This is a genomic window from Paenibacillus sp. CF095 (genome assembly GCF_900101225.1).
Classification (GTDB): domain Bacteria; phylum Bacillota; class Bacilli; order Paenibacillales; family Paenibacillaceae; genus Paenibacillus.
The window spans coordinates 106357-128217 of the sequence record NZ_FMZN01000008.1; the positions used below are offsets into that span (position 1 = coordinate 106357).

Annotated in this window: 17 protein-coding genes; 11 read left to right on the forward strand and 6 right to left on the reverse strand. The window is 45.7% G+C overall.

Annotated elements, in window-relative coordinates; genetic code table 11:
* The first annotated feature begins 159 nt into the window (after positions 1-159).
* Positions 160-1149 carry a phosphotransferase gene (locus BLS69_RS29770; protein ID WP_091038884.1) on the forward strand — a complete coding sequence of 330 codons (990 nt, stop codon included), beginning with the start codon at positions 160-162 and terminating at the stop codon, positions 1147-1149.
* A 113-nt stretch (positions 1150-1262) separates the two neighbouring features.
* On the opposite strand, the gene BLS69_RS29775 is transcribed toward BLS69_RS29770, so the two are convergent.
* Positions 1263-2255, reverse strand: a complete 993-nt coding sequence (locus BLS69_RS29775; protein ID WP_091038886.1) for a DUF4003 family protein — start codon at positions 2253-2255, stop codon at positions 1263-1265.
* A 205-nt stretch (positions 2256-2460) separates the two neighbouring features.
* Complete coding sequence (locus tag BLS69_RS33055) at positions 2461-2826, reverse strand: DUF6713 family protein (protein ID WP_091038887.1); 366 nt, start codon at positions 2824-2826, stop codon at positions 2461-2463.
* Between the two features lie 378 nt (positions 2827-3204).
* Between BLS69_RS33055 and BLS69_RS29785 the strand changes: the two genes are divergently transcribed.
* Both BLS69_RS29785 and BLS69_RS29790 read left to right on the forward strand, forming a co-directional pair.
* Positions 3205-4584: an amino acid permease gene (locus BLS69_RS29785; protein ID WP_091038889.1), complete on the forward strand. Its 1380-nt coding sequence runs from the start codon at positions 3205-3207 to the stop codon at positions 4582-4584.
* A 181-nt stretch (positions 4585-4765) separates the two neighbouring features.
* On the forward strand, positions 4766-6295 hold the full coding sequence (locus tag BLS69_RS29790; protein ID WP_091038891.1) for an alpha/beta hydrolase family protein: 1530 nt from the start codon (positions 4766-4768) through the stop codon (positions 6293-6295).
* Positions 6296-6321: 26 nt separating this feature from the next.
* Here BLS69_RS29790 and BLS69_RS29795 read toward each other — a convergent pair whose 3' ends face one another.
* Positions 6322-7326: a MerR family transcriptional regulator gene (locus tag BLS69_RS29795; RefSeq protein WP_091038893.1), complete on the reverse strand. Its 1005-nt coding sequence runs from the start codon at positions 7324-7326 to the stop codon at positions 6322-6324.
* A gap of 189 nt (positions 7327-7515) precedes the next feature.
* Between BLS69_RS29795 and BLS69_RS29800 the strand changes: the two genes are divergently transcribed.
* The gene (locus tag BLS69_RS29800) at positions 7516-8418 is read left to right on the forward strand and encodes an SDR family oxidoreductase (RefSeq protein ID WP_091038895.1); all 903 of its coding nucleotides are present in this window, start codon (positions 7516-7518) and stop codon (positions 8416-8418) included.
* Positions 8419-8532: 114 nt separating this feature from the next.
* On the opposite strand, the gene BLS69_RS29805 is transcribed toward BLS69_RS29800, so the two are convergent.
* Positions 8533-11055: a transglutaminase domain-containing protein gene (locus tag BLS69_RS29805; RefSeq protein ID WP_091038896.1), complete on the reverse strand. Its 2523-nt coding sequence runs from the start codon at positions 11053-11055 to the stop codon at positions 8533-8535.
* A gap of 304 nt (positions 11056-11359) precedes the next feature.
* On the opposite strand from BLS69_RS29805, the gene BLS69_RS29810 reads away from it, so the two are divergent.
* Positions 11360-11779 (forward strand): ester cyclase, encoded by a 420-nt coding sequence (locus BLS69_RS29810; protein WP_091038898.1) that lies wholly within the window; start codon positions 11360-11362, stop codon positions 11777-11779.
* Positions 11780-11908: 129 nt separating this feature from the next.
* Entirely contained in the window at positions 11909-14287 is a 2379-nt protein-coding gene (locus tag BLS69_RS29815; protein WP_091038899.1) for a GH36-type glycosyl hydrolase domain-containing protein, read from the forward strand.
* Between the two features lie 114 nt (positions 14288-14401).
* On the opposite strand, the gene BLS69_RS29820 is transcribed toward BLS69_RS29815, so the two are convergent.
* Complete coding sequence (locus tag BLS69_RS29820) at positions 14402-15169, reverse strand: GNAT family N-acetyltransferase (RefSeq protein WP_091038901.1); 768 nt, start codon at positions 15167-15169, stop codon at positions 14402-14404.
* Between the two features lie 153 nt (positions 15170-15322).
* Here BLS69_RS29820 and BLS69_RS29825 point away from each other — a divergent pair, with 153 nt between their 5' ends.
* Both BLS69_RS29825 and BLS69_RS29830 read left to right on the forward strand, forming a co-directional pair.
* The gene (locus BLS69_RS29825; protein ID WP_091038903.1) at positions 15323-15985 is read left to right on the forward strand and encodes a M48 family metallopeptidase; all 663 of its coding nucleotides are present in this window, start codon (positions 15323-15325) and stop codon (positions 15983-15985) included.
* Between the two features lie 140 nt (positions 15986-16125).
* Positions 16126-16524, forward strand: coding sequence for an iron chaperone (locus tag BLS69_RS29830; protein WP_091038905.1), 399 nt, complete (start codon positions 16126-16128; stop codon positions 16522-16524).
* 150 nt (positions 16525-16674) lie between these two features.
* On the opposite strand, the gene BLS69_RS29835 is transcribed toward BLS69_RS29830, so the two are convergent.
* On the reverse strand, positions 16675-18126 hold the full coding sequence (locus BLS69_RS29835) for a CAP domain-containing protein (RefSeq protein ID WP_091038906.1): 1452 nt from the start codon (positions 18124-18126) through the stop codon (positions 16675-16677).
* Between the two features lie 173 nt (positions 18127-18299).
* Between BLS69_RS29835 and BLS69_RS29840 the strand changes: the two genes are divergently transcribed.
* The 3 genes from BLS69_RS29840 (at position 18300) to BLS69_RS29850 (ending at position 21828) form a co-directional block, all read left to right on the forward strand.
* Positions 18300-19883 (forward strand): glycosyltransferase family 39 protein, encoded by a 1584-nt coding sequence (locus BLS69_RS29840; protein WP_091038908.1) that lies wholly within the window; start codon positions 18300-18302, stop codon positions 19881-19883.
* 4 nt (positions 19884-19887) lie between these two features.
* The gene (locus tag BLS69_RS29845) at positions 19888-20436 is read left to right on the forward strand and encodes a hypothetical protein (RefSeq protein WP_091038910.1); all 549 of its coding nucleotides are present in this window, start codon (positions 19888-19890) and stop codon (positions 20434-20436) included.
* Positions 20437-20841: 405 nt separating this feature from the next.
* Positions 20842-21828, forward strand: coding sequence for a phosphotransferase enzyme family protein (locus BLS69_RS29850; protein ID WP_091038912.1), 987 nt, complete (start codon positions 20842-20844; stop codon positions 21826-21828).
* Positions 21829-21861: the final 33 nt, after the last annotated feature.

Genomic DNA, 21861 nt, shown 5'->3' on the forward strand with positions numbered 1-21861 from the left:
AGAGAGAGGGAGCTATAGGAGTCTACAGAGTATTTGTTTATCAAAATATATATTCTGGAAAATAAACGAAAAATATACTATGTTATAGGTTGATAGGTGAAAAGGATTACATCGTTCATCAGATGAGAAATAATCATATTAAACCGAAGGAGCATACATATGTCCATTCAACCGACTGCTTTACGTTCAGTGCTTAACCCCAGGTACCTGGAGTCTGCATTGAGTAATCAATATGACATTGGAACATGGGAAGAATGTTTGTTTTGGCTTAGAGGATTAAATGATACTTACCGGGTTCGCACGTCCAGTGGCATGTACATTCTCCGTATCTACCGTACTGAAATCACGGAGGCAGATGTTCAGTATGAGCTTTCATTATTGTCTCAACTCAAGAACGTTCTAGGTTCTGCGGAACATACAGACATTGGAGAATACATCAAGAAGAAAGATTATACGGGATATACGGTGTTGGAGGCTGCGGAAGGCAAGCGGGTTGCTGTAATGTTTCGGTATATCGAGGGTACGGAGAACAACCTGGAGGATGAGGAGTCTTGTTATGCCTTTGGCCAATCTGCCGCTGAATTGCATGAGGCTATGGATCAGGTGAACATGGAGCTGCCACGATATGAGCTGGATCTGGAGTTACTTATTGACGAACCCCTTGAGCGAATTATCCACTATATCGGTGAGAACAATGAAGCAGCAGCATTTCTCCATACGTTTGCCACAACGCTAAAAGAACGCATCGTTGCTACTTCCAGACAAGACCTGGACTTTGGTCTGTGCCATGGCGATATGCATGGGAATAACAATGTGTTTCAACAGGAACATCAGTTCATCCATTATGACTTCGAGTGGGCAGCCAAAGGCTGGCGTGCCTATGATTTAGCTCAAGTGAAAGTTCGAAAAAGACAGTCTGATGAGCGAAAGGCAGTATTATGGGATGCGCTCATGGCAGGATATCGTTCAGTCAGAAGCTTTTCCTCGGAAGATGAACAGGCGGTTGATCTCTTTATTGTTGCTCGCCGATTCTGGGTGATGGGACTAGATGTTGCTTTTATTGAGAGTGATATGGGTGCGCTGGACTATGGTTCGGATTGGCTGGATAGTTTCGTGGAAGAATTCCGAGATACGGGGATTATATCCTAGCGAATGATGAACATTATTTTAGGTGTAGGTTTGAATGTTTTAAGACCCTTCCGAGTCAACTTGAACTCGGGAGGGTCTTTTTCATCTTATATTGAAGGTAACAGGGTCACTTATTAGTTAGATGATGATGAAGAAGCAGCAGCAGCCGATGCTGCGGCAGTTGCGGCCATGGCTGCTTGTTGAGCGATGATAATATTTGTGATACTGGTTGAGATTGCTGTCGTAAGCACACCGTTCCGCAGATTCTCCACATGTTGAATGGCTACCAGAGCAGACGAGAACAGGAGCAACTCCTGTTTGTCGATTGACCAGGCACCAAAGCCTTTTTGAGTCCGTAACCAGTCATTTGTTTCCGCGACTTCATCCACTAATGAGTCTCTGTCCGAAGGCAGTAGAGAAAGTATTCCGAGAGAGGCTAACGTATACGTTTTGTCCATTCGGAGATTCCTTTTGCGAAAAGCTTCATTTAAAGCAATCACACGAGTACCTGCATCCGGGACATCCTCTCCAAGAACCAGGACCTGTGTTAACGCCTGCACACTGTTTCTGGAAGAGAACTCTGGTTTTAATTCCCCGTAGAGTTGTTCCATACGTGCCACACCGGTATCTACTTCGAGATCGGAAAGGGCCAACATGGCAGCGAAAATGTAGTCATCCTGTCCAGTGAGGAAACGATGCTCTGCTTTCATGCCATCATAAAATAATTTGGCCCGCTCCACCGTAGGTTGAAACTGGTCAGGTGATGTCTGAGTAGCGATCTGATAGGCGGCAATAACCAGATAATCGGAGTTGCGAAATTTGATCTCTTTCATCAAGTCATAGACATGCAGGGTGTCTGCCAGCTTCGTCTCTTCATCTGTTGTAAGGGAGAGCATGGCAGCAATGCTAATGGCCGAATTACCTCTGAATGCAGAGAATAGTTTTGTGTTTTGCTTAATCAACTCATGGCTTTGACGAATAGCTTCCCCATCCGCTGTTTTATTCTCCGCTGTATAGAGTAGGGCAACCAGACGTTGCATCATCGCATGTTGCCATTTGAACGACTTCTTGATGATCTGGGTGTTGGAAACGAATAATTCAACTCGTACTGCATGATGTTGCTGCATAGGCACACCTCCATTTTTACTTTTATTTTACAATACCCTATTTCATGATCAGATTACCTTTACGCTGCAACATGACCTCTTCCAACGCCTTGAAGCTTCTCCGTCTACGATGGCATATTTTGATTTGGCGTAATCCATTGTATTACCTCCATTTTCAGAATAGATGAATAGGCTGTCAGTCCTTCATTCGGTCGTTGTAAAGAGATTAGATAATTAGGAATATCAAATGAATTAAAGCGATTATTCCCATAGGGTAGATCAATGATCTGGAGAACCCGTTTTTAAATTCATTTCGAGGATGTTTTTCGAAAAAGAAGTGTAATACGGTATGTATGATGAAAAAGATATCCAGCACCCAAAATGTAATGGTCTGATACGAGCTAAAAAGAAGAGAGAGGATAATGGTATACATTGGCAGGTGAATCCAAGTGAAATACCTATACGCTTTATCATCTTCCATATCTTTTAACACAATAAACAATTTCCACTCGGATCGCCTGATGGCATCCATTTCGTGAAGCAGAAAGAGAGACAGGTTAAACAAAAATAAAACCAGTAAAAAGTTAGGCATGTAAAGTCTCCCATTTTTCAATTTTATACAAGCAGGTCAATAGCGAACAAGTCACTTACGGTATTGCGACCCACATATACAATACGTGAGTTGTCCTTTGGGGGTTCCAGCAACCTCCCTGTCGAGTCATGTATTAGAAAGTCTCTGTCACTTTGTTTACACAACGCTGCAGTGAATTGTTTATTGAACTGTCTGCCATATTCATTAAGCGGTTATCCTATACCTATATGTGTAGTGAATCCGTTTCCTCACATTCCTTGTTGTATTTCTGCGGCACATCTCGTACAATTTGGTGAAGTAATTCTGCATTGCGTTAATGTGAATGTGAAAATTAAAGATTACATCAGGAAGCTGTACACAAGAAAAGGGGAGAATCGTTTGGAATCAAAGCAACTATCTAGAGGGCTAAAGCCCCGCCATGTAGAGCTGATTGCACTAGGAGGTACAATCGGCGTTGGTTTGTTCATGGGATCGGCAAGTACGATCAAATGGGCAGGTCCATCCGTGCTGCTGGCTTATTTACTGGCTGGTATCGTTATCTTTTTTGTCATGCGTATTATGGGTGAAATGTTGATTCAGGAGCCGGTCACGGGTTCGTTTGCAACATTTGCTCACAAATATATTAGTCCGCTTGCCGGATTTCTGACCGCCTGGAGCTATTGGTTCCTGTGGGTTACGGTTGGTATGGCGGAAGTTACGGCGATTGGCATCTATGTCGGGTATTGGTTCCCGGATATTCCGCAGTGGCTGCCTGCACTTGCTGGGGTGCTGATCATTGCAGCAGCGAATCTGGCGGCGGTGAAGTTCTATGGGGAATTTGAATTCTGGTTTGCGATGATCAAAGTGACGGCTATTGTGGCGATGATTGTGATCGGAACGGGTCTCATTTTCTTCGGCTGGGGGAATGGGGGTCAGGCCATTGGCCTGTCGAATCTGTTCAGTCATGGTGGCTTCTTCCCTGGAGGCATCAAAGGTTTCCTCTTTGCGCTGTGTATCGTAACGGCTGCGTATCAAGGGGTGGAGATGGTCGGCATTACAGCAGGCGAAGCGGAGAATCCGAAATACACCTTGCGTAAAGCGATCAAAAATATCGTGTGGCGTATTCTTATTTTCTACGTTGGGGCCATATTCGTTATCGTAACTCTGTACCCTTGGAACGAAGTAGGCGAGACGGGCAGCCCGTTTGTGCTCACCTTTGCCAAAGTTGGTATTGTTGCTGCAGCGGGGATCATCAACTTTGTGGTGCTGACGGCGGCCATGTCGGGATGCAACAGCGGGATCTACAGTGCAGGGCGGATGTTATATACGCTGGCTGAGAATGGGCAGGCACCTGCCTTTTTCAAAAAGCTGTCCAAAGGCGGGGTTCCCCGCAATAGTATCGTCATCACAATCTCCTTGCTGCTGATTGGAGTTGTGCTGAACTACCTGATGCCGGACTCCAAGTTGTTCCTGTACATCTACAGTGCAAGTGTTCTTCCGGGTATGGTTCCATGGTTCGCGCTGGCGTTCAGCCAGTTCCGATTCAGAAAGCGTTGGGCCAACGAGATGGCGGATCATAACTTTAAGTCCAAATGGTTCCCGATCAGCAATTACATTATTATTGTGTATCTGATCCTCGTCATTATCGGTATGGCGTTTAACCCGGATACGCGCTTGCCTCTGATTGTTGGAGCTACGTTCATGGCCATTGTGGTGGCTGGATATTTTGCATTTGGCATCGGCAAAAGACAACGGATAAATGGCGGCGAAGATCGCTAGTCTAATATTCAAAAATCAACTTATATCGTAATATCATACATGCATTCCTTGAAACGATTGGAGAACCTGAGGGTGATTCAGCGTCATTCAGGGAGTGCATTTTTTATCCGCAAAATTCATGCTTGAATCTCCTGTAACTGGAGGTTTTAAGATTGGAGGCAGACAAGGGGGCATACATCTTATGAGGACAGTAGAATGGATTTATCTTATTTTCAACCTGCTTATATTAGTGGGGGTAATCGGGATTGGGAGACAGAGTCAACATTTTCGGAAAATGGTATGGGGCGGATTTGCCATATCGGGTGTGCTGCTGATTATCCATGGTGTGGTCGAAGGACTTCGTTGGCCGATGATTCCGGCGTATCTGCTCACGTTGGTTCCACTGGTTGTGTTATTTACAAAGGCAAGACGCCAGCAACAGTCAGGTGTAACCTCGCTGAACAGCAAAGGTTCCGGGGCATCTGCTTCGAAATCACCTGTGGCGGGGAAATTCGGACGTGTTCGAATCATCGTAACGTCTCTTCTGGTGTTGGTATACGCTATTGTGAGCATTGGTTTGCCGCTGCTGTTCCCGGTGTTTTCGTTTGCCAAGCCAGCAGGTCCTTATGGAATTGGAACGGTATCCTACGATTGGATAGATAACAGCCGGGAGGAGTTGCTGACGAGTGACGCCGGAGATAAACGGGAGCTGATGGTACAGATCTGGTATCCAACAAATCCAGAAGCAGAGGGAGCAACAGCCCCTTATGTTAATAAGCCGGAGATCTACGGGACAGCCTTCAATGAAGTGCTGAAACTGCCAAAGCTTTTATTTTCCAGTCTGATTCAGGTCAAAACACATGCGATTCAGGAAGCTCAATTATCAGATGCCGAAGCCAAGTATCCGGTTGTTCTTTTCTCTCATGGTCTACATGGCTATGAAAATCAGAATACGTTCCAGGTCGAGCAGCTGGTCAGTCAAGGTTACATTGTGGTGGGCATTAATCACACGTATAGCAGTCTGGTGTCTGTATTCCCGGATGGACGTGTGGCGCAGTTTGAATCGGAAGGGAAAGAAGGCTTTGAGCAGCTGCAATTCAGTTACATGGACAAGTTGAATGAGACATGGGTGAAGGATGCACAGTTTGTACTGGATGAGGTAGAGAAGTTGGGAACGGGAGATCCGAGCGGACGCTTTACAGGACATATGGATCTGGACAACATCGGCATGTTTGGGCATTCATTTGGCGGAGCAACGACAGTACAGATGTTAATGGATGATCCGCGTGTGAAAGCAGGCATGAATATGGACGGTGTATTGTTTGGCGAGAAACGTATCCCTGCGGAAGGCGTGGGCAAGCCGTTCCTGATGATGAGTGCAGACTCAACCGTTGCAGGTACAAGTGTGATGAGTGACGAGGAAATTGCTGCGATGGGCACGACCCGTCCGGAAGCCGAGAAATATTACGAGGAAGTGTACGCTCGGTATGAGCCGGTAACCGCAGGAGGGAACTTCTGGATGGAGCTGACCAACACCAAACATCTGAGTTTCTCCGACCTCTACCTGATCTCTCCACTGCTCGAATGGATGCAGGGTGTAGATGCGCGGGGGACGCAACAGTTGGTCAACGATACAACGATTGATTTCTTCAACCACTACTTGAAAGGGCAACCGCTCCATATGGACAAGGAAGTGGGAGAACATGAGTCCTACTCGTTGAAAAAAGGCTGAACATAAAAATGGAAGGAGACTGAAGTTCAGTCTTCTTCCATTTGTTTTAAACGTAACCGCATGCCCTCCTGCAGCAGGTTAATGCCATCTACAATCTGGCTCCATTCGGGATTCATCACCTTGCATAGCTTGTTAAAACGCAGAATACGTTCAGTCACGGAGTCCAGCATATATCGGGCCTGATTGCGAAAAAATACTTCAGGTGTTTCGGCATGCTCGACACTTGCATACATCAACACAAAGTCCCACACCATGCTTTGTACAGCAGGGCTATCGATTGCCCAACGCTTGTCCAGAGCTTCAGTAGTGCGAATGCGAATAGCCTCCATTTTTTTCACCCAGACATCCGCTTCGACTTGTGGCTGATTCGCCATAATGAAGAAGGGAACCTCCAACCTAGCCAGATCAGCCCAATAGGCCGGATCATTGATCAGTTCCTGAATTTCCTTCCAGGCCAGTGTTTGCTGAGCCGTCAGTTTGGTATCTTTCATCATGTATTTATCGAAAAAGTGCAGAAACGACACTCTCCAATCCTGCGGAATGCTGTCCAGCAGATGGGATTCATCCATCTTGGCAGCAACAAATTGTTTTCGCCTGCTTGCATTGGCCGATAGCGATTCTACCAGATTGGAGATATACGTGAGAGACTGTTCCGAGCGCAGTGAAGTTTCTTCTTCATGCTGCCTCGCTTGCTGCAAAACAGAGAGCATGGAATTCATCGTGCCGATCTGGGTTTCCAACGCTTCAATCTGCAGATCCAGCGCCTGTGCTACCGCCAGTTCACCCGACATGAGTTTTCGAATATCCGGTATGCTGAAATTCAAATAACGTAGTGTTGTAATGAGTTCGAGTTGCCACAGGTCTTGCGTTGTATAGAGTCGATGCCCACCTTCCGTATGACTGGAGGGCTGTAACAGTTCAATCTCATCGTAATAACGGATCGTTTTCACCGTGGAGCCGATCAGTTTGGCTGCTTCACCGATGGAATAGGGTTCTTTGTTTGCATTCAACGAGATCACCTCATGATTCATTATACAATCTCCAGTTAGGGGAGATTCAATATGTGACAGTTGTCTGGGAATCCGGTTAGCTTAGTTTAAATAACGCCCAACTCGGTTACAAAGGAAAGAGTGCAACTTTTACGCAAATTAAATTCACAACAAATAAAAAAATACGTTTATACGATGGATATCGTGTAAATAACCAAGGAGGAATTGAACATGGCTAATCAAGACCAGCACACCATGCAAGACCCAACGACACAATATCCGAAGGCTACACCGGAGTGGAAACAGCAACAGGATGAGCCGGGGCTCCAGCGTGAGATGACCCCTGTTCCCGATGCGGGTGAGAAAAGTTATAAAGGTAGCGGACGTTTAACTGGACGCAAAGCAGTTGTTACCGGGGCCGACAGCGGAATTGGCCGGGCGGCAGCGATTGCGTTTGCCCGTGAAGGTGCAGATGTCGTTCTGGCATATCTGCCGGAAGAGGAAGCAGATGCGCAGGAAGTTGTGAAGCTGATTGAGGAAGCTGGGCGCAAAGCAATTACGATGCCAGGTGACCTGAAGGATGAGAAATACTGTGAAGAACTCATTGAATCTGCGGTAAAAGAGCTTGGCGGGATTGATATCCTTGCTAACGTGGCAGGTAAACAGCAGTTTGTAGAGCAGATTGCGGATCTGACTACCGAGCAATTCGATGCAACGTTCAAAACAAATGTCTATTCCATGTTCTGGCTCTGCAAAGCAGCTGTGAAACACATGAAACCGGGCAGCTCCATTATTAACACATCATCGATTCAGGCATACAAACCTTCGCCAATCCTTCTGGATTATGCAACAACGAAGGCAGCGATTAACACGTTCAGCAAAGCGCTGGCCCAACAGGTGGGTAGCAAAGGGATTCGTGTCAATGTGGTTGCACCAGGACCGGTATGGACTCCGCTTCAGGTCGTGGGTGGACAACCTGTCGAGAAGCTGGCCGAGTTTGGCTCCAACACACCGCTTGGTCGGGCAGGACAACCTGCCGAGATGGCTCCGGCATTTGTGTTCCTGGCAAGCCAGGAATCCAGCTATGTGAGCGGCGAGACACTGAATGCAAATGGCGGTACGGTTAGTCCGTAAACGTTGAATATAAAAAGCCTGTGGATCATGACCAGCGATTATAGGCCAGTTAAACAAAGAACTCCATTCCCGATAAAGGTAAATGGAGTTCTTTATTATTTTGTGACTATGGATTTACTTCTGATCTGGTTTCGGGTCCAGGATGGCATAACTGCCCAGCGTAGCCAATTGTGCCGTATTCAGAAGGGCTTCATCCACTGCAGCGAGGGCTTCGCCAGCAGCTGTCATCAGCTCATCAGAGTCAACAGGGGAGGCAAAACGGAGAATGACCCGGTTCTCTCCTTTTTTAAGTTCACTCTCCGCCTTTGTTTTGTACTCATTAAGGGATGCGACTTCGAGATCATTCTGCACATAATAATCATTGGCATCGCTCTCGCCATTAAACATCGCGAGCTCGGAATCAAGCCAGTAATCCTTATCTGCTATTGTTTTCTGACTTGCAGCAGTCTCATCGTTGGCATTGTACAAGAAGTAGGGGATGCCGGAGTTTGTCAGGTTGTTGGTGGCATCCACATGGAACCATTCGTTCCCGATTTTGACCTTGTTCCATGCATGTGGTACACCGCTGGAAGCGCCCGTTACAACGATGCTTTCCAGTCCCGAGAGATCGGAGAGCAATTTGTAGACGGAGGCATAGCTGGCACATACCCCAACACCTTTGACCAGAATACCGTATGTGGTAAACGAGTCATTGAACTGCGGATCGACATTTTTGAAGTTGTTTTGCTCCGCATTTTCCAGCGCTGCATCATCATACTTCGCGTTATCGTTCAGATAATCGTAGATGGCTTTTCGTTTCTCGTCTTCGTTCATGCCATCCTTGATAATGGAAGCCACAACTTCGTTTGCTTTGGCAATAATCTCATCTTGCTTCTTCTGGATACCACTAGCCGATTCATTATAATGAATCGAAAGGGTAAGCGTACCATAGTTGTATTCAAAACCTTCCACACCAAGAATCAAGGGATTCTGGTACATCACTTTCAGAACAACATCCGAGAGTGTCGTGAAATTTTGAGCTTCGGGGAAAGCTTTTAACGAAATTTTATCTTGTGCCGCAATCATGTTTTTGGCTAAAACTTCTTCCAATGCGGAATCTGCATTGATCATTGCATCGCCTGTAGCAGGCTGAGGCACGGTTTCCTGATTACCTTGTTCTACATTTTGCTGTGTATTCGATTTCTGCTCATCTACCAGATTGTTTTCTTCAGCTTCGGGAGCTGGAGCAGGTGTTTCGGTGGAAGTTTCTTCAGAAGCCATATCTGAAGAATTATCAGAAGTATCATTAGAAGCCTCGGTGGATACCGGTTCAGCTGCATTCTCTGAAGTCTCAGTATCGGTTGTGGACTCTGTAGTTGGAGTTTCCGAAGCCGGTGCTTCTTCTGTTTCCGTTGCAGACTCAGGTTCATCATGATTGTTGATGATCGTTGGCACATCAGGTGCAGGGACGTAAGGTGTGTTATTCTTTGGTTCCACCAGTCCGTTGCTGGACTCGGCTACGGTTTGCTGAGCGAGTCTGTCCAGGTCTGCTTGGGTCACATTTTCTACACGTACGTAACTTTTCAGAGCTGTTCCTTTAATGTGAAAAGGAATATTTGTTTCATTGAACTCTGAAATCTCTACGCTTTTGGTATCATAAACAATGGTTTCACGGGCTAGAGATCCGTCATTGTACTCAACTGTTGCTTTCTGAGGAAGTACATCTATATTCTTTAATTTCTCCCTATACAATTGTTCTTTCAGAGATGTTGGTAACTGGGAAGCAAGCGGAGCTGTAGGGACACCTCTGCTAAAATTGGATTCTTTGCCTCCACCGATTGCAGTGACATAATATTCTCCTCGTAAACCATGGTTCTGATGAGTAGTTATCAGTTCACTATAAGTGCCCAGCCCGCCTCTTCCGTCTTTCATAAAATCATTGAAAGACGTCTCTGTTGTTACCGCAATATCTAAAGGCAGACTATTACTGAAAGCGTCCTCTGCGCCAGTTAGAGGTACATTTGTATCGAATTTGGTTAGGTCAGAACGTTCATAAATTTTATATTCGGTGGCACCCTCAACCTTGTCCCAGACCAACGATAACCGTCTGTCTTTATCAATCTCGTATCTTAGGTTGGGCACAGGCAACTCCGATTTCACTGTAAACGGAATAATGATGGGTTGATCGAGCAGTGTTAGATTTTCCGCATCCGGATCATAATTCAGACGAATGTAATAAATGGGGGCACCGCCCCAAGAGCCGTGATCCTTGTTCTTCATGGAATCTGAGGTTAAAACGCCCCACCCAAGAGGCCTAATGGAAACGTTGTTGCCATTGGTATCGCGAAGGGCATGTACATCGCTTGCTTTGAGTGCTTTAATATCGGTATGTACACTTATAATGTCAATAGCTGACAGGTTATTCTTCCGTAAATCTGCTTTAAACTTGAACGTAAATTCTTCATCTTGAGCTACGTTGTACATCGGCATAATTGCTTGTTCCGATTCGGAGCCGTATTTTTGCTTCAAACTTAAAATGGTAGAACCTTCTACTACTTCGGTAGGATTATTCTCGGACGGACTGCTTTCCTGTTCATTACTCTGGCATCCAGCCAGTAACAGGGTGAGCGCAAACATAATGAAAAATAGACGTTTCATGATACACCGCTTTCTTGTTTTTCTGAGTTGCTCTAATAGCTACGTTGCTACACACCGAAAGATTATCAGATATGGTTAAAACCCATATGTGAACCTCTTAACATCTAAACCTCCTATTAATTTCCTGACATCCTTTGCTAGTTTATGGTCATATTGACGCATTGTCAAGGTGAGAGGATAGGATATAAGTCCTGTAGAACAATAGAACAGTTGTAATTCCGTAGCGAGGGGACCATGTTAAAATACAAGAGTTACTACATATTTAAATATATAACAGAATAATTTGAATAGAATGGGGTGCCGTATGACAGCGGAACAGATTGTCAGAACCTTTTTTGAAGAAGTCCGATCAGGTCGGAATCCTGATTATGCAAGCATCGTGATGGCGGAACAGGTACTGGCCCATCAAGTGATATCTGAAGAAGAGGTCACGGTGACCCGTACACCTTCCGATTATGCGGATCATGTGCGAGAGATGATTGAAGCTTACGGGGAATTTTCACTCGAAATTCAAGAGATGCTGACGCAAGGCGATAAAGTTTATGTGCGCTGGAGACAAACAGGTACCCATATTGGCGAAGTGGACGGATACAGTCCAACCAACCTCCCGGTGATTGAAATTGCCAGTGCGGTATACCGAGTGGAAAACGAACAAATTGCAGAGTATTGGATTCAGATCGACAGGTTGGGCATCGAAAAACAATTGGAGCGTAATCGGAGCTGAGGTTCTCAGCTCTTTTTTAGTTTTCAGTTCTTTGTAAGCGTTCCCGTGTTATAATGGACTAAGTTGTATACAAGTTACCTAAAACGTTTTCTGTCTTTTGACTCCATTATCTGAAAGTGAGGTTCAGTGATGATTAAAGCAACGGAAGATAATCAATATGTTGAACTAACCAGCCCGACAAGTTTACCGAAGGCATCCGGATTCCTTTGGAATGAAAAGATGATGATTCATGTGAATTGCCGGGGGTACGCTGTGGCCCAATTCATGCAGCCAGAACCTGCCAAATATTCGTATGCGCCCAACCTGGAAGCCAAGACGTTTATGCAACCGGAGCAGCCATACTATGCCCATCATCCGGGACGGTTTGTCTACATTAAAGATGAAATTAGCGGCGAAATCTTCTCAGCCCCGTATGAACCGGTTCGCAAGCAGGCGGAAAGTTATACGTTCGCGGTAGGCAAACACGATATTCACTGGAAAGTAATTCAGGACGACATTTGCATTGAGATGTCCCTGCGTTTGCCGAAGGAAGATGTCATGGAGCTGTGGCGTGTGAAGGTAACTAATCTGTCTTCGAGAAAACGCAAGCTTAGTATCTACCCTTATTTTACGGTTGGTTATATGTCATGGATGAACCAGTCCGGTTCATATGTGGAAGATTTGCAGGGCATTGTCTGCTCTGCGGTTACGCCGTATCAGAAATATCAGGATTATAGCAAAATCAAAAACTACAGCGACAAAACCTATCTGCTTGCAGATCACGAACCGACCGCATGGGAAGTGAATCATGAGAGCTTTGAAGGCGAAGGCGGACTTCATAATCCTTCCGCCCTTCAATCGGAGACGCTTGCAGGTGGAGATGCACGGTACGAGACACCTGTCGCTGTATTGCAATATAGAGTCGAACTGGAAGCAGGAGCGGAGCAGGCGTATCGATTTATCTTTGGCCCGGCTCATGATGAGACAGAGATTGAGGGCATTCGTCAGCATTATTTTGTGAAGCAGAATAAGGAAGGACAGGATGGGTTCACCGCAGCCGAGCAGGAGTATGCTGGTTATATTGCGGAAGGGCAAGGAAACATCCAGATTGAGACACCGGACAGCTGGCTAGATAATGTCGTAAATCACTGGTTACCTCGCCAGATGTACTATCATGGCAAAACCAATCGTCTGACAACCGATCCGCAGACGCGGAATTATTTGCAGGACAACATGGGCATGAGTTACATTCAGCCACAGATTGCGCGGGCTGCGTTCTTAACCGCTTTGTCTCAACAGCATATAAGCGGCGCGATGCCAGACGGCATTATTTTGCACCCGGACGCAGAACTGAAATATATTAACCAGGTTCCTCATACCGATCACTGCATCTGGCTTCCTGTCTGTATGAAGACCTATTTGGATGAAACGAATGACTATAGCATTTTGGAGGAACAGGTTGCTTTTACAGACAGTGAACAGAAGGTTTCGGTATTGGAACATTTGAATCTTGCGATGCGCTGGTTGATCCATGAGCGGGATGCGCGTGGGTTGAACTACATTAATCAGGGCGACTGGTGTGATCCGATGAACATGGTGGGATACAAAGGCAAAGGCGTATCCGGCTGGCTGACCATTGCGACGGCATATGCATTTAATGTGTGGGCAGATCTTGCTGAACAGGCAGGGCATGCCGAGGTTGCGAAGGAATTCCGTCAGGAAGCCAATCAGACCAATGCGGTAGCCAATGAGTATCTGTGGGATGGGGACTGGTATGCCCGCGGAATTACGGATGATAACGTAGTGTTTGGTGTAAGCAACGACGTGGAAGGGCGCATCTATATCAATCCTCAGAGCTGGGCACTTATGAGCGGTGCTGCGGACCAGGATAAACAGGAGAAGTTAATCCGTGCCGTAGAGGAGCAATTGGAGACGCCATATGGTGTCGAGAAGCTCGCGCCGTCTTTCACCGCCATGCGGGAGGATGTAGGTCGTGTCACGCAGAAACATCCGGGAAGCGCAGAGAATGGTGCAGTGTACAATCACGCGGCGGCGTTCTATATCTACGCGTTGTACCTGGTGGGCGAGAAGGAGAAAGCGTATCGTTTGCTGCGTAAAATGATTCCGGGCCCTGATGGCGAGGATATTCTCCAGCGGGGTCAGCTACCTGTATTTATCCCGAATTATTATCGCGGAGCCTATCATCAATTCCCACGTACAGCCGGGCGCTCCAGTCATCTGTTCAACACCGGCACGGTGCCGTGGGTGTATCGCTGCCTGATCGACGGATTGTTTGGCCTGCAAGGTCATGCACAAGGACTTCAAGTGCGTCCGCAACTACCTGAAGACTGGAACGAGGTATCGGTCACACGTTTGTTCCGCGGAGCTGAGCTGAATGTAAACATGAAGAAGGATGCAACTGTCCAGACGATTGAAGTGCATGTTGACGGTCAACGAATTGCAGGGGACATCATCAAGAACATACAAGCTGGTATGAAATATGAGGTGCTGGTGAAGATTCCTTTGTAGAAAATCGTACGGAGTAGCTGTTGTATGTTGTGAAGAGTTTTGTACATTAAAGAAAGCCGAATTAAAAACTGCCTTTCCTTTATAAGAGGAGGGCAGTTTTTGGTTTCAGCATGGTCAGGACTCATTCCATTCTTTGACTCTGTACCAATAGCTATAAATCTCTGAATAACCCAGCTTGGCGTAGAGCTTTAACGCAGGGGCATTATTAGCTACAACTTGTAGATAACTGGCCGTGGCGCCCTGTTTTTTTGCCCAATGCAAAAGGTGCAGGATCATCTGTTCAGCAAGTCCCCGATTCCGGAAGTTAGCGTCTGTAATGATGTCATACAATCCAATGTAGCCACGTTCAATTACACCGAACCCACAAGCGACGACTTGCCCATCGATCAACAGCGAGATGAAACCTACCTGTGTACGGATGTTATGTAACATTTGTTCCGTCGTTGCCCTTTGCAGATCATTCACCTGATTTAACCTGCAAAAGTGATCCAGCCACGCTGTGGTCAACTGTTCGTCGATTTGTACAGCTTGGTGTACAGGCTCTTTGATATATTCCAGACTCCGAGTCTGGAGGTGGGTGAGATCGACAACTTCATACCCTTTTTCTTGCAAAAGTTGGTCGAGATGATCCGGCTGAATAAACGGCGTGATTTTGAATATGGTACTTAACTGATTGGAAGCATAGATACGCTCACATTCCTCAATCTTTTCATGCACATCCAGAGTGGAGTAGTGGATCGGTTGAACGGAGTTGGCACGTTTGGTATATCCTTTGGCAAAACGGAGTATCCAACCGTCATAAAGTAAAGTTGACAAGGGCTGCCAGTGGTTAAGCGATAGTTCCTCGATGGTTTTGTGTTCGGTATCCGTTGTATGCGTCATATCCAACCTCCGATTTTATGATTAAATAATAATACATAATAATGTATAAAAATACAACAGAAATAGATATATCGCCGAACAGTATGCATTATAGCCGGAGATGGTATACAATTTGATTTGGTTGAATGAATAACTTCAGAAGCGGAGCGCATTATGTTAACTATAGAATTAAATAATCACAGCATTAACTGTCATATCCAATACGGCAAACGCAAGAAAGTGTCCATCACGATGGACTTGCCTTACATGGTAACGATCAAAGCACCGAATGGTACCAGTGAAGACATGATCCGGCAACTTGTAGAGCAGCACGGGGATGTGATTTTGAAGAAATCGGCTCTGATGCAGCGGGCGCTGGATGGTCCTCAAGCCAAGGAATACGAAGATGAGGGCAAGGGGAAGTTTCTGCTTTTTGGCAAGGAGCATGCACTGCATGACTTAATCCCTGTAGAGGGTCTGACAGAAGAAGAGCTGCGAGCGAATCTGAAGAAGTTTTATTTTGCCGAGTGTAAACGCATGATTGGGGAGCGTATCGGACGCTACCAGCAGGAGTTGAAGGTGAAGCCGAAGTCAATAGAGATCGTAGATTCTCCCACGAAGTGGGGCAGTTGTAGCTGGGACAAAAAACTTACGTTCAATTATCGCCTGGCGATGGCGCCACTGGAAGTGATCGATTATGTCATCATTCATGAACTTTGCCATATTCACCACATGAATCATGATCGCTCCTTCTGGCGACGGATCGGCAGTATCATGCCGGATTACAAAACAAAAGAAGATTACCTGATGCGAAATGGTAGAGCCATGACGCTATAATTTCAGGCTTAAGTTTTCACAACCGATACATCCCTCAGTTGCTGTAAAATAGCTGTTCTACTTGTCCATTTGAAGTACAATATAAACAAATATCCCGTACCACGAATCCATTGATGTATCCGTGGTGGAAGGAGTCCAAGATGGCTGAGAGTAACCATTATTCGGTGCTGGTAGATGAATATATCTCGGAGTTTGCACCTGATGTACAGGTGAGATTACAGGCAATAAGACAGATTATTCGTGAAGCGGCTCCGAACGCCGAAGAGAAGATCAGTTACAAGATGCCTACGTATGCACAGCATGGGAATTTGGTTCATTTTGCCGCTTACCAGCATCATATTGGGTTTTACCCTGCTCCCAGGGGAATTCAAGCTTTCCAGGAGGAACTCTCCAAGTATAAAGGGGGAAAGGGGTCTGTCCAGTTTCCGCTGGATCAGCCATTGCCCGAGGATCTCATTCGCCGGATTGTGGAGTATCGCGTGAAAGAAAATGTGGAGATCGCGTTGGAAAAGAAACGCAAAAAAGGAGCACCGAAGTAATTAAAGCTCCTATCACAAAAGCTCGTATCATAAACTATAAAAAACAGTCGGATGCCTATGCATTCCGACTGTTTTTGTTTTTAGATTCTAGGTTTTACTCTGGTCGTATTTTATTTTACTTTAGTTTATTCCTATGCTCTTGCTTCGCTTCTATTCAAAGTAATACGTAACGTCTGAATTACTTGCTGTAGGAATCAGATACATAAAGCTTGGGTCCACTTGCAAGTATATGGTCAGATCGGACACGCCGAGATTGGGAACGGTCAGGCTGAACCGACCATTAGCATCCAGCTTCACCGTTTCAGTGCGAATATGTTTTTCGTCAGGTGAAGGACCGTAAATCTGGAATGAGAATGTTTTGCCTGCATAAGCCGTGAGTGTTCCCCGTACTTTCAGCGTACGATCCGCTGTATATTCGAACTGCATTAGATGGTTATCCAGGTAATCCTCGTTCTCCGTATCCGGGTCTTGGGGCTCTGTTCCAGGGTCTTGTGGTTCTGTCCCAGGATTCTGTGGATCGGTTACAGGCTCTTGTGAAGGATTGCTAACCGAGAAGAAACGTGTCTGATATGAAATTTCTGCTTTGGACCCGTCTTTCTTTTTCAAACCGGTAATGCGAACGTTGAACGTGTCGCCTGCCTTCAAGGATTTCAAATTATCTGGGCGGAAAATAACAGCATAGTTATACCCATAACCATCGGAATTTACATTGAAATAGGCCTTTGCAGGATCACTGCTAACCGGTTTTTTTGCTCCCAGTACCCAAGTTTTCTGATCCGATGAACGCACGATCTCCACCTGTACCTCCGAATTGGAAGGCTTCGCGAAGACGTCCGGATTCAGCTGTGCAGACCAAGCTTGTGACACATTGAATGCCTCAATCGGGAATGCCCCTTTGTTAGGATACAAGTTGTAATTGTAATTGAGTTTTCCAGACCGGCTCGTATCCATCACTTGCATGGTGCTGAAATGGCTTGCATAGTTTTTGTTGTCCCGGGATGCAATCCCGAATCCGACCTTCTTCAGTTGCGGACTCAAAATCCAGCGGCGATGGCCGAGTGCAGCAATGTTACTGGCATCCGAATCATCCATATAAGCTTCAACACTTTGGACTGCAAGGTTTCCTTGAGCACTATAGGAAGCGTACAGATTGGAGCTTGAAGCCGATTTGGCTCCCAGATCAAAAAAGTCTTTTGGCATATCTGCCGGACGAGCTGGGAAGTGAGTCAATTCTCCGGTAGAAACAACGACTGCTCCATGTTGGGCTTGACGATTGAGAGCAGCATCGAGAACGAGATCTCCATCCAAACCGGAGAGATAACGATAGAAGTTGGCTGCACCTAGGGCCTGCTCTAATGTGGAATCACTTACTACACCAGCGACATAAGGTGCCTTGGTCGAGGGATTCTGTGTGAATGTAGCAGTTTGGTCCTTGCCGCTCATCCATTGCGTCCATTTCTGACTGATTTCTTGCTCACTTCGCTCAGGCAGCAGACTGTCGACAGGGGCAGCAGCGATCTGCTGGGTCCCCAGCAGCATGAATAACAGGCCTGCCAGAGGAAGAGAGAGTAACGAGCGGATGTACCTTTTTTGAATAAACATGTTCTAATCTCCTTCTAGTAAAAAAATATTATTATGTATTCGATGTATATTATCGACATTAAAGGTATAATTCGTTAGTTTAATGAATGCAATTGTTTATTCGAATTCAGCGATTTTTCAGCCAGAGCCATTATAATACTCACGGAATCCTGTAATGGAAAAGGAGTTTTGGCATGTCTAAGATGCTGCATAAGTCGTTTTATCTCATTTTGCTCGTGTTTGTTGCGGTGTTTATTGCTTCGTCCTTATTGGTGAGGGCACAGTACAACTACGCCTTGTATGGGGACAATCCCATTTTGGGCATGCAGCAGTGGAGTGTTTTTCTCCCGGTCATTCTTTTGCTTCTTGGTTCAGGTGTCGGGTTATATGCTCTGTGTCTGAAACTGAACAAATACAGCCCGAAGGTTGTTATTCCGATTGTGCTGTTATGTTCTCTGGTCATTCAGATCATCATCATTTTTGTATTTCCGAGAGTGCCTACCGATGATTCGCAGACCGTTCTTTCACTGGCCATGAACATGCTGTATGACCAAGACTACTCCTCGTTTGAAACGGGTGGTTATCTGCACATGTTCCCGTTTAACTACTCGATCGTATTGTACTTGAAGACGTTGCTGTACCTGTTTCCGGACAACTATCTGGTCATCAAACTATTTAATATTTTGTTTTCAACGTTAACAACGTTCATGATTTATCTTATTTATAAACAAGTGAATGACAGCTCTACGGAACGTGATTACGGTGTGTTGATCTTTGCAGCAACGTACCTGCCTTCCTTGTTCCTTAACAACCTGATCTATAACGATGTGATTGCCACAGCATTTCTGACATCTTGTTTATACTTTGTTATTCGTTTTGTACGTGAAAAGTCTTGGAAAACAATTGTCATTGCCGCCGTTTTTCTCGCGTTGGGCAATTACTTCCGAAGCATTGGCGTGATCGTGCTAATCGCTGCCATCATAACTATCCTGCTAAATATGCGGAGCATCGGAGTGAAGAAAGTTGTCATTTCCATCGGTGTGCTGGCTATGTTGTTTAATGTACCAACCTGGACTCAGAACGCGGTTCTTCAATCCTCCGGCGTAGTGAGCGAACCTGTTGGACAGAATGCCGCACCGGTCTATATGTGGCTGAACATGGGGATTAATCTGGAGCGTTTTGGCTTCTGGGACAATATGGAGAGTTATCAGATCTATCAGAGGCAGGCCAACTACAATAAGGCCGAAAGTGCAGTATTATTCAAACAAGAGATTGGCAACAAGCTGTCTGAAGCAAGTGCGAGTGACTTGGTGCAGATGTATTACAAAAAGATCATATGGACCTGGACCGAAGGGACATACCAGATGGACCGCTACGGAATCGGCAATGAAAGTTCCATCGGTGCCGGAAGAGGAAGGGGAGGCGGAATCGCAGGCTCCTATAGTTACACGAATGTGATAACAGAACTGTTGCAAGGGGATTCGGCTTATCGGACAGGGTTACTCTGGATCGTATATGTGATGAATTTCTTGATGTACTGTTTTATTCTCACCCGGTTGGTCGGTGGAATTCGTCGTAAACGGTATGACGAAGTTACATTGATCCTGGTTATTCTCGGATTCATTGGGTTTTATATTCTGTGGGAGATTAAGTCCAGATATATCTACCCTGTATATCCACTGTTGGTTGTGCTCTCCTATATGGGGTTCAAAGATACGTATGACTTCATATTCCATCGTAAAGGTACCTTGGAGCAATATTCCCTGAGAAAAAGGTGATCATATGCGAAAAAATAAATATTTCACATCGGTTACGTCACTCCTGCTGATGGGCTGTTTGGTTATGCTGACGGCCTGCGATGTTATAACCGCCCAGAATATTACCAACACCGGTTCTGTGCAAGGCATGAATGGATTCGGCATGCCGAATGGCGGTGGCCTGGGCATGAATGGAGGAACGCCTAGAGGTGGAAGGGGTGGCACGGGTATGAATGACCGTACAGGCAGTCCAGACATGACGCAGGGGATGATGAATGCCGACATGATAGGTAGAGTCATTTCTGTGAATGGAAACACAGTCACGTTAGCGTTACTTGAGGTGCAGGACACCTCATCCCCAAGCATGGAATGGAAGGATACCGGAATGGAGATGAAATTAAATATAAGTGATGATGTTGCTATCACGGAAGGCATGGGGACGCCGCGCTCGGGCAATTCCAGCTCACGTGCGATTTCGTCCATTCAAGTGTCTGATCTTCAAAAAGAAAACATCGTGATGGTGTGGTATAAGGACAACACCGAGACAGTCGAACGGATGATGATTGTCCAGTAAAAAACGATGGGATTATCGTCATTTTGTAATTGCTTACATTTGGCTTATCGGCTATTATGGTAACAACTGGTTTTTTGAAGGGAGTGAGCGTCATGAAACGACGGTCTAAGATGGTATGTTCTATCACTACAATGAAGGTAAACATAAACTGAATAATTCCGGCAGACCATTCAGATACAGTGTGGGACACATCCAGTTTCCCAGTCGATCTGAGATCTGCCGATATATAGGGATATAACTGCTCATTTTTTCTGGCGTATGCGAGGTTTATTTGCTTGTGCAAATTTCTCATACACTCAGAATTTTTAAAAGCCGCAGGCATAGCCTGCGGCTTTTTGCGCGCAAAAATAGGCTTTCGTTGGCTACGAGCAATCCACATGAAATGATCAAAAAGGAGAAATGCCCATGTTAACATTAAAATATTTATTTCAACATAATGATCTTGCCGAGATGATTTTAAAGAATTGGAGTTATGATCCTGAATCGCTGGACATGTTTCAGTATTATCGTATATCCTCCAATGCCGTGTATCCGTTCAGAGATCAGGGGGAAGTGCGATTGCTTCGATTTGCCCCGGTAGAGGAAAAAATTCGAAGCAACCTCAGCGCTGAACTGGAGTTCCTCCGTTATCTTCGAACGAATCAGTATGGAGCCATGGAGCCTGTACCTGCCCATTCAGGGGCAGAACTCGTAGAGGCTCACACGCCATGGGGAACGTACTTTGCTTCCGTATTCAAGCGAGTACCCGGATCGCAGTTAGGAAGTATTGATTTGAATGACTCCATCCTGTACAGCTATGGTCAGGCATTGGGTGAGCTGCATCATCTATCGCGCGCATTCATGCCTGAGCAGAAGGAGAAACGCTGGACCTATAAGGATGTTTTGAATTGGATGCAGGAGATCCTAAAGGGTTTTCCTGGTGAAACGGCTGCTCTGAACGAGGTGGAGTTTCTCCGAACATATTTTGCGGCTTGGCCGATGAACAAGCAAAATTTCGGACTCATCCACTACGATTTTGAATTGGATAATGTCTTCTATGACGAAGATAGACAGTCTTGTTATGCCATTGATTTTGATGACTCGATGTATCACTGGTACGCGATGGACGTGGAACAGAGTCTGGATAGTTTACGTGAGGAGATCGAGCCTGAACAATGGGAGCAGAAGAAGCAATTGTTCCTGAATGGTTACTGGTCCGAGGCAGGAGAACGTTATGATCTGGAGAGTATGTTCCCCGCTTGTCGCCGTTTTGCCAACTTGTATGGCTATGTGCGTATGCTTCAATCTGTTGCAGAGCAGTGGTCATATGAGCCGGAGTGGATGAGTGGATTAAGAGCGAGGTTAGCGAGGATAATGACAGAAAAGGCAGAGCAATTCGGTCATCCGATTTAAAGTCTACACTTAAAAAGTTATATCCACCAATAA

Coding starts and splice junctions, on each gene's coding strand:
- BLS69_RS29810 (WP_091038898.1), top strand. CDS start 11,360: ATGACAGCGGAACAGATTGTCAGAACCTTTTTTGAAGAAGTCCGATCA.
- BLS69_RS29770 (WP_091038884.1), top strand. CDS start 160: ATGTCCATTCAACCGACTGCTTTACGTTCAGTGCTTAACCCCAGGTAC.
- BLS69_RS29845 (WP_091038910.1), top strand. CDS start 19,888: ATGCGAAAAAATAAATATTTCACATCGGTTACGTCACTCCTGCTGATG.
- BLS69_RS29805 (WP_091038896.1), bottom strand. CDS start 11,055: ATGAAACGTCTATTTTTCATTATGTTTGCGCTCACCCTGTTACTGGCT.
- BLS69_RS29775 (WP_091038886.1), bottom strand. CDS start 2,255: ATGCAGCAACATCATGCAGTACGAGTTGAATTATTCGTTTCCAACACC.
- BLS69_RS29795 (WP_091038893.1), bottom strand. CDS start 7,326: ATGAATCATGAGGTGATCTCGTTGAATGCAAACAAAGAACCCTATTCC.
- BLS69_RS29800 (WP_091038895.1), top strand. CDS start 7,516: ATGGCTAATCAAGACCAGCACACCATGCAAGACCCAACGACACAATAT.
- BLS69_RS29825 (WP_091038903.1), top strand. CDS start 15,323: ATGTTAACTATAGAATTAAATAATCACAGCATTAACTGTCATATCCAA.
- BLS69_RS29790 (WP_091038891.1), top strand. CDS start 4,766: ATGAGGACAGTAGAATGGATTTATCTTATTTTCAACCTGCTTATATTA.
- BLS69_RS29835 (WP_091038906.1), bottom strand. CDS start 18,126: ATGTTTATTCAAAAAAGGTACATCCGCTCGTTACTCTCTCTTCCTCTG.
- BLS69_RS29840 (WP_091038908.1), top strand. CDS start 18,300: ATGTCTAAGATGCTGCATAAGTCGTTTTATCTCATTTTGCTCGTGTTT.
- BLS69_RS33055 (WP_091038887.1), bottom strand. CDS start 2,826: ATGCCTAACTTTTTACTGGTTTTATTTTTGTTTAACCTGTCTCTCTTT.
- BLS69_RS29820 (WP_091038901.1), bottom strand. CDS start 15,169: ATGACGCATACAACGGATACCGAACACAAAACCATCGAGGAACTATCG.
- BLS69_RS29815 (WP_091038899.1), top strand. CDS start 11,909: ATGATTAAAGCAACGGAAGATAATCAATATGTTGAACTAACCAGCCCG.
- BLS69_RS29850 (WP_091038912.1), top strand. CDS start 20,842: ATGTTAACATTAAAATATTTATTTCAACATAATGATCTTGCCGAGATG.
- BLS69_RS29830 (WP_091038905.1), top strand. CDS start 16,126: ATGGCTGAGAGTAACCATTATTCGGTGCTGGTAGATGAATATATCTCG.